Source organism: Streptomyces xanthophaeus, from assembly GCF_000725805.1.
GTDB classification, from domain to species: Bacteria; Actinomycetota; Actinomycetes; order Streptomycetales; family Streptomycetaceae; genus Streptomyces; species Streptomyces xanthophaeus.
In genome coordinates, this window is record NZ_KL647133.1 from 371,803 (window position 1) to 384,804 (window position 13,002).

Consider the following 13,002-nt stretch of genomic DNA (forward strand, 5'->3'; position numbering starts at 1 on the left):
GGAACATGGCGCGATCACGGGCCTCGTGCCACCAGCCTGATGCCCGACCTGGCCGCATCTTGAAGACGAAAGTTTCAACTTGTGAGTGACACAACCCACGACGGCGCCCTCGCCACGAGCAGGCCGCCGTCCGAAGACGCGGGGCTGAGCCCCGCGGAGCTCGCCAGGAAGTACGGCCTCTCCGTGAGCGGGGCCCGGCCCGGTCTGGGCGACTACGTACGGCAGCTCTGGGGCCGGCGCCACTTCATCATGGCCTTCTCCCGGGCCAAGCTGGTCGCCCAGTACAGCCAGGCGAAACTCGGCCAGGTCTGGCAGGTGGCGACCCCACTGCTGAACGCGGCCGTCTACTGGCTGATCTTCGGCCTGATCCTCGGCGCGGGCAAGGAGATGCCCCCGGGCGTCTACGTCCCGTTCCTGATGATGGGCATCTTCGTCTTCACCTTCACCCAGAGCTCGGTGATGGCGGGCGTCCGGGCGATCTCCGGGAACCTCGGACTGGTGCGGGCCCTGCACTTCCCGCGGGCCGCCCTCCCGGTGTCGTTCTCGCTCCAGCAGCTCCAGCAGCTGATGTACTCGATGATCGTCGTCTTCATCATCGCGATCAGCTTCGGCAACTACCCGCAGCTCTCGTGGCTGCTGGTGATCCCGACGCTGGCGCTGCAGTTCGTCTTCAACACCGGCCTCGCCATGATCTTCGCGCGGATGGGTTCGAAGACCCCCGACCTGGCGCAGCTGATGCCGTTCGTCATGCGCACCTGGATGTACGCCTCCGGCGTCATGTTCCCGATCGGGATCTACCTCAAGGACCAGCCGCAGTGGATCAGTGACGTGCTGCTGTGGAACCCGGTCGCGATCTACATGGACCTCATCCGGTTCGCGCTGATCGACGACTACGGCAGCAGCAACCTGCCCCCGCACGTGTGGCTCTTCGCCGTGGGCTGGGCCGCCGTGATCGGCCTCGGCGGCTTCGTGTACTTCTGGAAGTCTGAGGAGCGTTACGGCCGTGGCTGACAAGACTCAGGGGCGCGTCCCCACCGTGATCGCCGACGGCGTGCACATCGTCTACCGGGTCAACACGGGAGGCGCCGGCAAGGGCGCGGCCACTGCGGCGCTCAGCAAGATCCTGCGCCGGAACAAGGGCGAGGAGCGAGGCGTGCGCCGGGTCCACGCCGTGCGCGGGGTCTCCTTCACGGCGTACCGCGGCGAGGCGATCGGCCTGATCGGCTCCAACGGCTCCGGCAAGTCCACCCTGCTGCGGGCCATCGCCGGCCTGCTGCCCTGCGAGGAGGGCAAGGTCTACACCGACGGCCAGCCCTCGCTGCTGGGTGTGAACGCCGCGCTCATGAACGACCTCACCGGCGAGCGCAACATCGTGCTCGGCGGTCTCGCGATGGGTATGAGCCGCGAGCAGATCAAGGAGCGCTATCAGAGCATCGTCGACTTCTCGGGCATCAACGAGAAGGGCGATTTCATCTCGCTGCCGATGCGCACCTACTCCTCCGGCATGGCGGCGCGTCTGCGATTCTCCATCGCGGCCGCGAAGGACCACGACGTCCTGATGATCGACGAAGCCCTGGCCACCGGTGACCGCAGCTTCCAGGTGCGTTCCGAAGACCGCATCCGCGAACTGCGGGAGAAGGCCGGAACGGTCTTCCTCGTCAGCCACAACAACAAGTCCATCCGCGACACCTGCGACCGGGTGCTGTGGCTGGAGAAGGGCGAACTCCTGATGGACGGGCCCACGGAGGAAGTCGTCTCGGCGTACGAGAAGGCGACCAACGGCTGATCCGTTCCCGGATCACCGCGCGATTCCGCGCGGTCCCAGCGGATTTCCGCAGGCCCCCGCCGCGCACCGCGGCGGGGGCCTGCGCGTGCGCCGGCGGAGCTCCGGACGACATCCAGTGGCGGAGCGAATACCCGAGAGGCTTCCGCGCCGTTGTACAGCGTAAGCTGAGGCAGTCCTCAATGGGGGACAAGAGGGGACGATTCCCCGCAGGTGAACGGCCCGGGGCGGCCCGGGGAAATTCCTGGCGGCGTGTCCGAAATAGGATGTATTAGGTCGGCAGTGTAGAACGGGAGACGTGACGGCAATGGCTACGGGAATTCTCCGGCCCCCAGGCAATACGGCCGTCCCCGCCCCGGGCGGCGGGCGGTGACCCCGGGGCACAGCACCCGCCCCCTGCCCGACACGGTCCACGCGCGCACCACCCTCGGCAAGGCCGCGACGGAGAACTTCCCCGTCGCTCCCTCCTTCCTCCCGCGCGCCTGGCGCGAAGGCCTCATGGCGGTCTACGGATACGCCCGCCTCGTCGACGACATCGGCGACGGCGACCTCGCCCCCGGCGGGCGCGACGCCGTCCTCCTCGGCCTCGACCCCGCCGCCACGGACGACCGCCTCGCCATGCTCGACGCCCTCGAAGCCGACCTGCACCGCGTCTTCAACGGCTCCGGCGGCACCGGCGGCCCCCCGCGCCACCCGCTCCTGCTGGCCCTGCAGCCCGTCGTCCGCGCCCACGGCCTCACCCCCGAGCCCTTCCTCGGCCTGATCGAGGCCAACCGCCAGGACCAGCTGGTCACGCGCTACGAGACCTACGAGGACCTCGCCCGCTACTGCGAGCTCTCCGCCAACCCCGTCGGCCGCCTCGTCCTCTCCCTCACCGGCACCAGCACCCCCGAACGCATCCGCCGCTCCGACGCCGTCTGCACCGCCCTGCAGATCGCCGAACACCTCCAGGACGTCACCGAGGACCTCGGCCGGGACCGGATCTACCTCCCCGCCCAGGACATGCGCCGCTTCCACGTCACGGAGGCCGACCTGGCGGCCCCCTCCGCCGGGGCCTCCGTACGCGCCCTGATCGCCTTCGAGGCCGGGCGCGCCCGCGACCTCCTCGACGAGGGCACCCCGCTCGTCGCCAGCGTGCACGGCCGGCTCCGGCTGCTGCTCGCGGGCTTCGTGGGAGGCGGACGCGCCGCCCTGGGAGCCGTCACCGCCGCCGGCTTCGACGTACTCCCCGGCCCGCCCAAGGCCACCAAGCGCGGCCTGCTCCGCGAGGTGGCCGCCGTCCTGCGCACAGCGCCGAGAAAGGGGTGAGCCCGATCGTGGAGGGCCCCGCACACCCGACAGCACCGTTCGCGCCGTCCGCACCGGTCCTTGCGGCCTACAGCTACTGCGAGGCCGTCACCGGGTCGCAGGCGCGCAACTTCGCCTACGGCATCCGGCTGTTGCCCACCGACAAGCGGCACGCCATGTCCGCCCTGTACGCCTTCTCCCGGCGCGTCGACGACATCGGCGACGGGACGCTCGCGCCCGGTGCCAAGCTCGCCCGGCTGGAGGAGACCCGCGCCCTGCTCGACCGGATCCGCTCCGGGGAGATCGAGGAGGACGACACCGACCCCGTCGCCGTCGCCCTCACGCACGCCGCCCGCCGCTTCCCGATCCCGCTCGGCGGTCTCGACGAACTCATCGACGGAGTCCTCATGGACGTCCGCGGCGAGACCTACGAGACCTGGGACGACCTCAAGGTCTACTGCCGCTGCGTGGCCGGAGCCATCGGGCGCCTCTCCCTCGGCGTGTTCGGCACGGCGGCCACCACCGGACCCGCCGCCGCGGACGCCTCGCGCGCCGCGGAGTACGCCGACACCCTCGGCCTCGCCCTGCAGCTCACCAACATCCTGCGCGACGTCCGCGAGGACGCGAGCAACGGGCGCACCTACCTGCCGGCCGAGGACCTCGCCAAGTTCGGCTGCTCCGAAGGGTTCGGCAGCACCCGGCCACCCGCCGGAGCCGACTTCGCCGGCCTCGTCCACCACGAAGTACGGCGCGCCCGCGCCCTGTTCACCGAGGGCTACCGGCTGCTGCCCCTGCTGGACCGGCGCAGCGGCGCCTGCGTGGCCGCCATGGCCGGCATCTACCGGCGTCTCCTCGACCGCATCGAACGGGAGCCCGGGGCCGTGCTGCGGGGCCGCGTCTCGCTGCCGCCCCACGAGAAGGCGTACGTCGCCGTGCGCGGCCTGTCCGGCCTCGACGCGCGGACCATCTCCCGTCAGAGCAACCGGAGGCGGACCTGATGACCCCGGCCCGTACCACCGCCGCCCCGGCAGAACGGCACCCGACGGGAGACGGAGAATGAGCCGAAGCGACACCCCCACCGGCCACCAGCGCGCCGTCGTCGTGGGCGGCGGACTCGCCGGAGTCACCACCGCCCTCGGCCTCGCCGACGCCGGCCTGGAGGTCACCCTCCTCGAAGGCCGCCCGCGGCTCGGCGGGCTCGCCTTCTCCTTCAAGCGCGGCGAACTCACCGTGGACAACGGCCAGCACGTGTACCTGCGCTGCTGCACCGCCTACCGCTGGTTCCTGGACCGGATCGACGGCGCCGCCCTCGCCCCGCTCCAGGACCGGCTCGACGTACCCGTCCTCGACGTGGCCCACCCCCGCGGGCCGCGCCTGGGCCGGCTGCGCCGCAGCGCCCTGCCCGTACCCCTGCACCTGGCCGCGTCCCTGGCCACCTATCCGCACCTCTCCCTCGCCGAACGGGCGAGCGTGGGACGCGCCGCCCTCGCGCTGCGCCGCCTGGACCCCGCCGACCCGGCGCTCGACGGCCTGGACTTCGCGACCTGGCTCGGCCGCTACGGTCAGTCACCGCGCACCATCGAGGCCCTCTGGGACCTCGTCGGCATCGCCACCCTCAACGCCACCGCCGACCAGTCCTCCCTCGGGCTCGCCGCGATGGTCTTCAAGACCGGGCTGCTGTCCGAGAGCGGCGCCGCCGACATCGGCTGGGCCCGGGTCCCGCTGGGCGACCTGCATGACACGCTCGCCCGCAAGGCGCTCGACGCGGCCGGCGTACGGACCGTGCTGCGCGCCCGGGCCACCGTCGTCTCCCGTACCCAGGAAGGCGGATGGCGGGTCGACACCGAGGAGGAGTCCCTCGACGCGGACACCGTCGTCCTCGCCGTGCCGCAGCGCGAGGCCCACGCACTGCTGCCCCCGGGAGCCCTCGCCGACCCGGACAAGCTCCTCGACATCGGCACCGCGCCGATCCTCAACGTCCACGTCGTCTACGACCGCAAGGTGCTCAAGCAGCCCTTCTTCGCCGCCCTCGGCTCCCCGGTCCAGTGGGTCTTCGACCGCACCGAATCCTCGGGACTCCCCGACGGCGGCCAGTACCTCGCACTGTCCCAGTCGGTCGCCCAGGACGACATCGACGAACCCGTCTCGGTCCTGCGCGCCAAGTACCTGCCCGAACTGGAGCGGCTGCTGCCCGCCGCCCGCGGCGCCAAGGTCCGGGACTTCTTCGTCACCCGGGAGCGCACGGCGACCTTCGCCCCGGCACCCGGAGTCGGCCGGCTGCGGCCGGGACCGCGGACCGACACGCCGGGGCTCTATCTCGCCGGTGCATGGACCGCGACGGGTTGGCCCGCGACCATGGAGAGCGCCGTCCGGAGCGGACTGAGCGCGGCGCACGCCGCGCTCACCGCACTCGGCCGCCCCAGCGAACACCCTCTGCAGGAGGCGGCATGACGACCATCAGCACCACCCGTACAGCAGGTACAGGAACCAGAGGAGAGCAAGTGAACCCGGGGAATCCGGCTGTCGAGAACACGGATGCCGGCAGTGGCGCAGCGGGCGCGGGAGCGGAGAAGGCGGACACGTTCGCCCTCCTGGAGCGCGGCCGCGTGCTGTCGACTCCCGTGCTCCGTGCCGCCGTGGCCCGGCTCGCGGCGCCCATGGACACCGTCGCCGCCTACCACTTCGGCTGGATCGACGCCCAGGGCAACCCCGCTGACGGCGACGGCGGCAAGGCCCTGCGCCCCGCCCTCGCACTGATCTCCGCGGAAGCCGCGGGCGCGGCCGCCGAGGTCGGCGTGCCCGGCGCGGTCGCCGTGGAGCTCGTGCACAACTTCTCGCTGCTGCACGACGACCTGATGGACGGCGACGAGCAGCGCCGTCACCGCGACACGGTGTGGAAGGTGCACGGCCCCGCCCAGGCCATCCTGGTCGGCGACGCCCTCTTCGCCCTCGCCAACGAACTCCTGCTGGAACTGGGCACCGTGGAGGCGGGCCGCGCGACCCGCCGGCTCACCACCGCCAGCCGCAAGCTCATCGACGGGCAGGCGCAGGACATCGCCTACGAGCACCGCGAGCGCGTCAGCGTCGAGGAGTGCCTGGAGATGGAGGGCAACAAGACCGGTGCCCTGCTGGCCTGTGCCGTCTCGATCGGCGCCGTCCTCGGCGGTGCGGACGACCGCACGGCCGACAAGCTGGAGGAGTACGGCTACCACCTGGGGCTGGCCTTCCAGGCGGTGGACGACCTCCTCGGCATCTGGGGCGACCCGGAGGCCACGGGCAAGCAGACCTGGAGCGACCTGCGCCAGCGCAAGAAGTCCCTGCCGGTCGTGGCCGCCCTGGCGGCGGGCGGTCCCGCCTGCGAGGAACTCGCCGAGCTGCTGGCCGCCGACGCCAAGAGCAACGACTTCGAGAGCTTCTCCGAGGAGGAGTTCGCCGCCCGGGCAGCGCTCATCGAGGCCGCCGGCGGCCGTCAGTGGACCGCCGACGAGGCGCGCCGCCAGCACGCCGTCGCCATCCGGGCCCTGGACGACGTCGACATGCCGCAGCGGGTGCGCGACCAGCTCGTCGCCCTCGCCGACTTCGTCGTCGTGCGCAAGAGGTGATCACCGCCCCGTACCGGTCCAATATATGAATCGCGAGTCGCCGGCCGGCGCCGCCACCTGAAAGTGGTGCGCTCCGGCCGACGGCAGACCCCAGCACAGCACAGGACACTGTTCTAAGGGGAAGCCATGACAGCGACGACCGACGGCACCGCGGACGCCCGCGGTGCCGACACCGGGGTGGGCGCCGCGCCGCGATCCGCCCCAGGCCCGGCGGAGGGAAGCCTGCCGGACGCGACCCGCCGCGCCGGGCCGGGAACGGCCGCGCCGCCCGGCGGGCCCGACCCGGGCCGGGATCCCGTACGGGGCGCGCAGGAGGCCACCGCGCGGGCCACCCGGCACCTGCTCGCGCGCCAGGACGCCGAGGGCTGGTGGAAGGGCGACCTGGAGACCAACGTCACCATGGACGCCGAGGACCTGCTGCTGCGCCAGTTCCTCGGGATCCGGGACGAGGCGACCACCCACGCCTCGGCGCTCTTCATCCGCGGGGAGCAGCGGGAGGACGGCACCTGGGCCACCTTCCACGGCGGACCGCCGGACCTGTCCGCCACCGTCGAGGCGTACGTGGCCCTGCGCCTGGCGGGTGACGCGCCGGACACACCGCACATGACCCGCGCCTCGGCCTGGATCCGGGCCCACGGCGGGATCGCCGCCGCCCGGGTCTTCACCCGGATCTGGCTGGCCCTCTTCGGCTGGTGGAACTGGGACCACCTGCCCGAACTCCCGCCCGAGCTGGTGTTCCTGCCGCCCTGGGTCCCGCTGAACATCTACGACTTCGGCTGCTGGGCCCGTCAGACCATCGTCCCGCTCACGGTCGTCTCCGCGATGCGCCCGGTCCGCCCGGCCCCCTTCGCGCTGGACGAGCTGCACGCCGACGCCCGGATGCCCAACCCGGTCAAGCAGCTTGCCCCGCTGACCAGTTGGGACGGCGCCTTCCAGCGGATGGACAAGGCCCTGCACGTCTACCGGCGGTTCGCCCCGCGCCGGCTGCGCAAGGCGGCCATGGCGAGCGCGGGCCGCTGGATCGTCGAGCGCCAGGAGAACGACGGCTGCTGGGGCGGCATCCAGCCGCCCGCCGTGTACTCCGTCATCGCCCTGCACCTGCTCGGCTACGACCTCCGGCACCCGGTGATGCGCGCCGGACTGGAGTCCCTGGACCGCTTCGCGGTGTGGCGCGAGGACGGCGCCCGCATGATCGAGGCCTGTCAGTCCCCGGTCTGGGACACCTGCCTCGCCGCGATCGCACTGGCCGACGCGGGTCTGGCGCCCGACCACCCGGCGCTGGTCAAGGCGGCCGACTGGATGCTCGGCGAGGAGATCGTCCGCACCGGGGACTGGGCCGTGCAGCGGCCCGCCCTGGCTCCGGGAGGCTGGGCCTTCGAGTTCCACAACGACACCTACCCCGACATCGACGACACCGCCGAAGTGGTCCTCGCACTGCGCCGCATCAAGCACCCCGACCCGGCCAGGGTGGAGGCGGCCATCGCCCGCGGGGTGTCCTGGAACCTCGGCATGCAGTCGAAGAACGGGGCCTGGGGGGCCTTCGACGCCGACAACACCAGCCCCTTCCCGAACCGGCTGCCCTTCTGCGACTTCGGCGAGGTCATCGACCCGCCCTCGGCCGACGTCACCGCCCACGTGGTGGAGATGCTCGCCTTCGAGGGCCGGGCGGGTGACGCCCGGACCCTGCGCGGCATCGCCTGGCTGCTGGCCGAACAGGAGCCGGAGGGCGGCTGGTTCGGCCGCTGGGGCACCAACTACGTCTACGGCACGGGATCGGTGGTCCCCGCGCTCACCGCGGCCGGCATCTCTCCGGGACATCCCGCGATCCGGCGGGCCGTCCGCTGGCTGGAGAGCGTACAGAACGCGGACGGCGGGTGGGGCGAGGACCAGCGCTCCTACCAGGACCGCACGTGGGCCGGGAAGGGCGCGTCCACCGCCTCGCAGACGGCGTGGGCGCTGATGGCCCTGCTCTCGGCCGGGGAACGCGAGGGCCGGGCCGTGGAGCGCGGCATCGCCTACCTGGTGCGGACGCAAGCGCAGGACGGCTCCTGGGACGAGCCGTACTTCACGGGCACCGGCTTCCCCTGGGACTTCTCCATCAACTACCACCTGTACCGGCAGGTGTTCCCGCTGACCGCGCTCGGCCGCTACCTGTACGGGGAACCCTTCGCCCCCGACCGGGCGCACGCCTCCCCGGCCGGGGAGGCGTGATGGGCGCCGCCGAGGCGGCCGCCACCCCGCTGCTGGTCGCCTGCGCCCTGCGCATCGAACAGGCCGCGCTGCGCAGCGCCGGCCGCGGAGCCCGCGGTGCACGGCCCTGCAGGCACACCCTGCTGCGCACCGGCATGGGCCCGCGCGCGGCCGAACGGGCCGTCGGACGGGCGCTGGAGCGGCCCGGGATGGAGCGGGCCGCCGTCCTCGCGACCGGGTTCTGCGCCGGGCTGGTACCCGGTATGCACCCCGGTGACCTGGTCGTCGCCGATCAGACCCGGGACCCGCACGGAACCGTCAGCTGTACCGGAACCGCACTGCTCGCCGAGGCACTCGCCCGGGCCGTACCCGGCCGGACCGTGCACATCGGCCCCCTGACCGGATCAGACCACGTCGTCCGCGGCCAGGAGCGCGCGCAGCTGCGCGCCACCGGCGCCATCGCGGTCGACATGGAGTCCGCGGCCACCTTGTGGAGCGCGACCGGCGGCGGGAGCCGCCCGGTTGCGGCCGTCCGGGTGATCGTGGACGCTCCGGAGCATGAGCTCGTCCGCATCGGCACGGTCCGCGGTGGAATATCGGCCTTCCGCGTATTGCGTGCCGTACTGCCCGCGTTTTATGACTGGCACCGTTCTTCGCTGCTCCCCAGGAGGTGAGCCAGATGGCCATGCCGCTGCGCCAGACCATCAGGGTCGGGACCTATCTGCTCGAACAGAAGCTCCGCAAGCGTGAGAAGTTCCCGCTGATCGTCGAGCTGGAACCGCTCTACGCCTGCAACCTCGCCTGCGAGGGGTGCGGGAAGATCCAGCACCCGGCGGGGGTGCTCAAGCAGCGCATGCCGGTCGCCCAGGCGGTCGGCGCCGTGCTGGAGTCCGGCGCACCCATGGTGTCCATCGCGGGCGGAGAGCCCCTGATGCACCCGCAGATCCACGAGATCGTCCGGCAGCTGGTGGCGAAGCGGAAGTATGTCTTCCTCTGCACCAACGCGATGCTGCTGCGCAAGAAGATCGAGAAGTTCACCCCGTCCCCCTACTTCGCCTTCGCCGTGCACATCGACGGCCTGCGCGAACGGCACGACGAGTCGGTGGCCAAGGAAGGCGTCTTCGACGAGGCCGTGGAGGCCATCAAGGAGGCGAAGAGGCGCGGATTCCGGGTCACGACCAACTCCACCTTCTTCAACACCGACACCCCGCAGACGATCATCGAGGTGCTCAACTACCTCAATGACGACCTCAAGGTGGACGAGATGATGATCTCGCCTGCCTACGCGTACGAAAAGGCCCCTGACCAGGAACACTTCCTGGGAGTCGAGCAGACCCGCGAGCTCTTCAGGAAGGCATTCGCGGGCGGCAACAGGGCCCGCTGGCGGCTCAACCACTCCCCGCTCTTCCTGGACTTCCTGGAAGGCAAGGCCGACTTCCCCTGCACGGCCTGGGCCATTCCGAATTACTCCCTCTTCGGCTGGCAGCGCCCCTGCTATCTGATGAGCGACGGGTACGTCCCGACGTACCGGGAGCTGATCAACGACACCGACTGGAGCAAGTACGGCCGCGGAAAGGACCCGCGCTGCGCGAACTGCATGGCGCACTGCGGCTACGAACCCACCGCCGTCCTCGCTACCATGGGCTCGCTCAAGGAATCCCTGCGCGCGGCCCGGGAGACGATCGCCAGCAACCGGGGCACGTCGGCATGACCCCCGCAGGACAGGGGGAGGGCGGCCGGGGCTTCGACCTCGGCGCCCTGCTGGCCGCGCGCGGGGCCGAACGCTACGAGCTGCACGCCCGGCACCTCAACCACCAGCTGCCCCGGATGCTGCACACCCTCGGCTTCGACAAGGTCTACGAGCGGGCCGAGGGTGCCCACTTCTGGGACGCCGAGGGCAACGACTACCTCGACATGCTGGCCGGGTTCGGGGTGATGGGCCTGGGCCGGCACCACCCGGTCGTCCGCCGGGCCCTGCACGACGTCCTGGACGCCCAGCTCGCCGACCTCACCCGCTTCGACTGCCAGCCGCTGCCGGGGCTGCTGGCCGAGAAGCTCCTCTCGTACAGCCCCCACCTGGACCGGGTCTTCTTCGGCAACAGCGGCACGGAGGCCGTGGAGACGGCCCTGAAGTTCGCCCGGTACGCCACCGGGCGGCCGAGGGTCCTCTACTGCGACCACGCCTTCCACGGGCTGACCACGGGCTCGTTGTCGGTGAACGGGGAGGGCGGCTTCCGGGACGGCTTCGCCCCGCTGCTGCCCGATACGAAGATCGCGCTCGGGGACCTGGCCGCCCTGGAGCGGGAGCTGCGGCGCGGGGACGTGGCCGCCTTCGTCGTCGAGCCGGTACAGGGCAAGGGGGTCCTGGCCGCCCCGCCAGGATTCCTGCTCGCCGCGCAGGAACTCCTCCACCGGAACAAGGCGCTGCTGATCGCGGACGAGGTGCAGACCGGGCTCGGACGTACCGGCGACTTCTACGCGTACCAGCACGAGCCGGGCGTGGAGCCCGACCTGGTGTGCGTGGCCAAGGCCCTGTCCGGCGGCTACGTGCCGGTCGGTGCGACCCTGGGCAAGGACTGGATCTTCAAGAAGGTCTACTCGTCCATGGACCGGGTCCTCGTGCACTCCGCCAGCTTCGGTTCCAACGCGCAGGCGATGGCGGCCGGGCTGGCGGTGCTGTCGGTCATGGAGGACGAGCAGGTCGTGGCGAACGCCCGGGCCATGGGCGACCTGCTGCGCGGGCGGCTCGCCGCCATGGTGGACGAGTACGAGCTGCTGCACGAGGTGCGGGGGCGCGGCCTGATGATCGGCATCGAGTTCGGCCGGCCGTCCTCGCTGGGGCTGCGCAGCCGGTGGACCGTGCTCCAGGCGGCCCGCAAGGGGCTGTTCGCGCAGATGGTCGTGGTCCCGCTGCTCCAGAAGCACCGGATCCTCACCCAGGTCTCCGGCGACCACCTGGAGGTGATCAAGCTGATCCCGCCGCTGATCGTGGACGAGCGGGACGTCGACCGGTTCGTCGGCGCCTTCCGCGAGGTCATGGACGAGGCCCACGGAGGGTCCGGCCTGATGTGGGACTTCGGCCGGACCCTGGTGAAGCAGGCGGTCGGCAACCGCTGACCGCCCCTTCCGCTGCCGCTGCCCCTACGGTCCGGTCAGCAGGCGGTCGCGGAGCCGGCCGAGGGTCTCGGGCGCGAGCCCGAGGCCCTCGGCGAGGTAGGGCTCGACCCCGCCCCACCGCTCGTCGATGGTGTCGAAGGCGGCGGTCAGGTACTCGGCGCGGGCGTCGAAGAGCGGCGCGAGCAGCTCCATCACCTCGGGGGAGTGGGCCTCGACCGGCTCGCCGCTGCGGCGCACCCGGTAGCGCCGGTGCGGGGCGTTCGACTCCAGGTAGTCCGCCACGATCGCCTCGCGCTCGACGCCGAGCGCGAGGAGGGTGACGGCGACGGACAGCCCGGCCCGGTCCTTGCCCGCCGCGCAGTGCATCAGGGCCGGGACGCTGTCCTCGGCGAGGGCGTGCACGACCCGGCTGTGTTCGGCGGTGCGCCGCTCGATGATGGTGCGGTACGAGTTCGCCATCCGGGCCGCGGCCTTGCCGTCGCCGAGGAGGGCGCGGAGCTGGTCGAGCTCGCCCTCGCGGACCATCTTCCAGAACTCCTTGCCGTCGGCGGGGTCCGACAGCGGGATGTTCACGTTGCGCACGCCGGGCAGTTCGACGTCCGGACCTTCCAGAGTGTGGTCGGCGTTGTTGCGGAAGTCGAAGATGGTGTGCAGACCGAGCGAGATGAGGAACTCTGCATCTGTTTCGGTGGCATGTGCCAGATGTCCGCTTCGGAACAGTCGTCCCGCCCTGACCCTCCGTCCGCCGGCGGCCGGAAGTCCGCCCACGTCACGGAAATTGCGCACTCCGGTCAGCTCCGGCTCCGGCACCCGGTCCGGGCCGGGGTGCGTCGGCGGGGCCGGGGGTATCTGCTGGGTCACGGGAACTCCTCCGCATCGTCGTGGGGTGTCCGAAATACACTACTTGGCAACAACTTGCCGTAAACGGAGGCCAGATCGGGCACCTCCCCGTGAGCCAGATCATACGGTGACCGTGAGTGTCTGATCGCGAAAGCCGAATGGCCCGGCAGGGGCGGTTGTTGG

Annotated in this window: 10 protein-coding genes and 1 pseudogene; 10 read left to right on the forward strand and 1 reads right to left on the reverse strand. The window is 71.6% G+C overall.

Annotated features, from left to right (window positions below):
• The first annotated feature begins 81 nt into the window (after positions 1-81).
• From IO30_RS0134275 to IO30_RS0134320, 10 genes and pseudogenes are all read left to right on the forward strand, one after another.
• Complete coding sequence (locus IO30_RS0134275; RefSeq protein ID WP_031149629.1) at positions 82-1,011, forward strand: ABC transporter permease; 930 nt, start codon at positions 82-84, stop codon at positions 1,009-1,011.
• Complete coding sequence (locus IO30_RS0134280) at positions 1,004-1,786, forward strand: ABC transporter ATP-binding protein (protein ID WP_031149631.1); 783 nt, start codon at positions 1,004-1,006, stop codon at positions 1,784-1,786. Before IO30_RS0134275 ends, IO30_RS0134280 begins: the two co-directional genes overlap by 8 nt.
• A gap of 366 nt (positions 1,787-2,152) precedes the next feature.
• Positions 2,153-3,091, forward strand: coding sequence for a squalene synthase HpnC (hpnC, locus tag IO30_RS0134285; RefSeq protein WP_237403387.1), 939 nt, complete (start codon positions 2,153-2,155; stop codon positions 3,089-3,091).
• Complete coding sequence (gene hpnD / locus IO30_RS0134290) at positions 3,088-4,068, forward strand: presqualene diphosphate synthase HpnD (RefSeq protein WP_031149635.1); 981 nt, start codon at positions 3,088-3,090, stop codon at positions 4,066-4,068. The genes hpnC and hpnD overlap by 4 nt, the downstream gene beginning before the upstream one ends.
• Positions 4,069-4,072: 4 nt before the next feature.
• A pseudogene (gene hpnE / locus IO30_RS0134295) lies at positions 4,073-5,521 on the forward strand (hydroxysqualene dehydroxylase HpnE); the annotation flags it as partial.
• Between the two features lie 50 nt (positions 5,522-5,571).
• A complete protein-coding gene (locus IO30_RS0134300; RefSeq protein ID WP_373316456.1) occupies positions 5,572-6,672 on the forward strand; it encodes a polyprenyl synthetase family protein in 1,101 nt (366 codons plus the stop codon).
• Positions 6,673-6,798: 126 nt separating this feature from the next.
• Positions 6,799-8,883 carry a squalene--hopene cyclase gene (gene shc / locus IO30_RS0134305; protein WP_031149642.1) on the forward strand — a complete coding sequence of 695 codons (2,085 nt, stop codon included), beginning with the start codon at positions 6,799-6,801 and terminating at the stop codon, positions 8,881-8,883.
• The gene (locus IO30_RS0134310) at positions 8,883-9,536 is read left to right on the forward strand and encodes a phosphorylase family protein (protein ID WP_031149644.1); all 654 of its coding nucleotides are present in this window, start codon (positions 8,883-8,885) and stop codon (positions 9,534-9,536) included. Before shc ends, IO30_RS0134310 begins: the two co-directional genes overlap by 1 nt.
• A 5-nt stretch (positions 9,537-9,541) precedes the next feature.
• The gene (hpnH, locus tag IO30_RS0134315) at positions 9,542-10,573 is read left to right on the forward strand and encodes an adenosyl-hopene transferase HpnH (protein WP_031149645.1); all 1,032 of its coding nucleotides are present in this window, start codon (positions 9,542-9,544) and stop codon (positions 10,571-10,573) included.
• Entirely contained in the window at positions 10,570-11,979 is a 1,410-nt protein-coding gene (locus tag IO30_RS0134320) for an aspartate aminotransferase family protein (protein WP_031149647.1), read from the forward strand. The genes hpnH and IO30_RS0134320 overlap by 4 nt, the downstream gene beginning before the upstream one ends.
• 24 nt (positions 11,980-12,003) lie before the next feature.
• Here IO30_RS0134320 and IO30_RS0134325 read toward each other — a convergent pair whose 3' ends face one another.
• Positions 12,004-12,840 (reverse strand): tyrosine-protein phosphatase, encoded by an 837-nt coding sequence (locus tag IO30_RS0134325; RefSeq protein ID WP_107065072.1) that lies wholly within the window; start codon positions 12,838-12,840, stop codon positions 12,004-12,006.
• Between the last annotated feature and the right edge of the window lie 162 nt (positions 12,841-13,002).

Excerpts from the sequence above, each read along its gene's own strand:
- shc (WP_031149642.1), top strand. The coding sequence starts at position 6,799 with ATGACAGCGACGACCGACGGCACCGCGGACGCCCGCGGTGCCGACACC.
- hpnH (WP_031149645.1), top strand. The coding sequence starts at position 9,542 with ATGGCCATGCCGCTGCGCCAGACCATCAGGGTCGGGACCTATCTGCTC.
- IO30_RS0134310 (WP_031149644.1), top strand. The coding sequence starts at position 8,883 with ATGGGCGCCGCCGAGGCGGCCGCCACCCCGCTGCTGGTCGCCTGCGCC.
- IO30_RS0134320 (WP_031149647.1), top strand. The coding sequence starts at position 10,570 with ATGACCCCCGCAGGACAGGGGGAGGGCGGCCGGGGCTTCGACCTCGGC.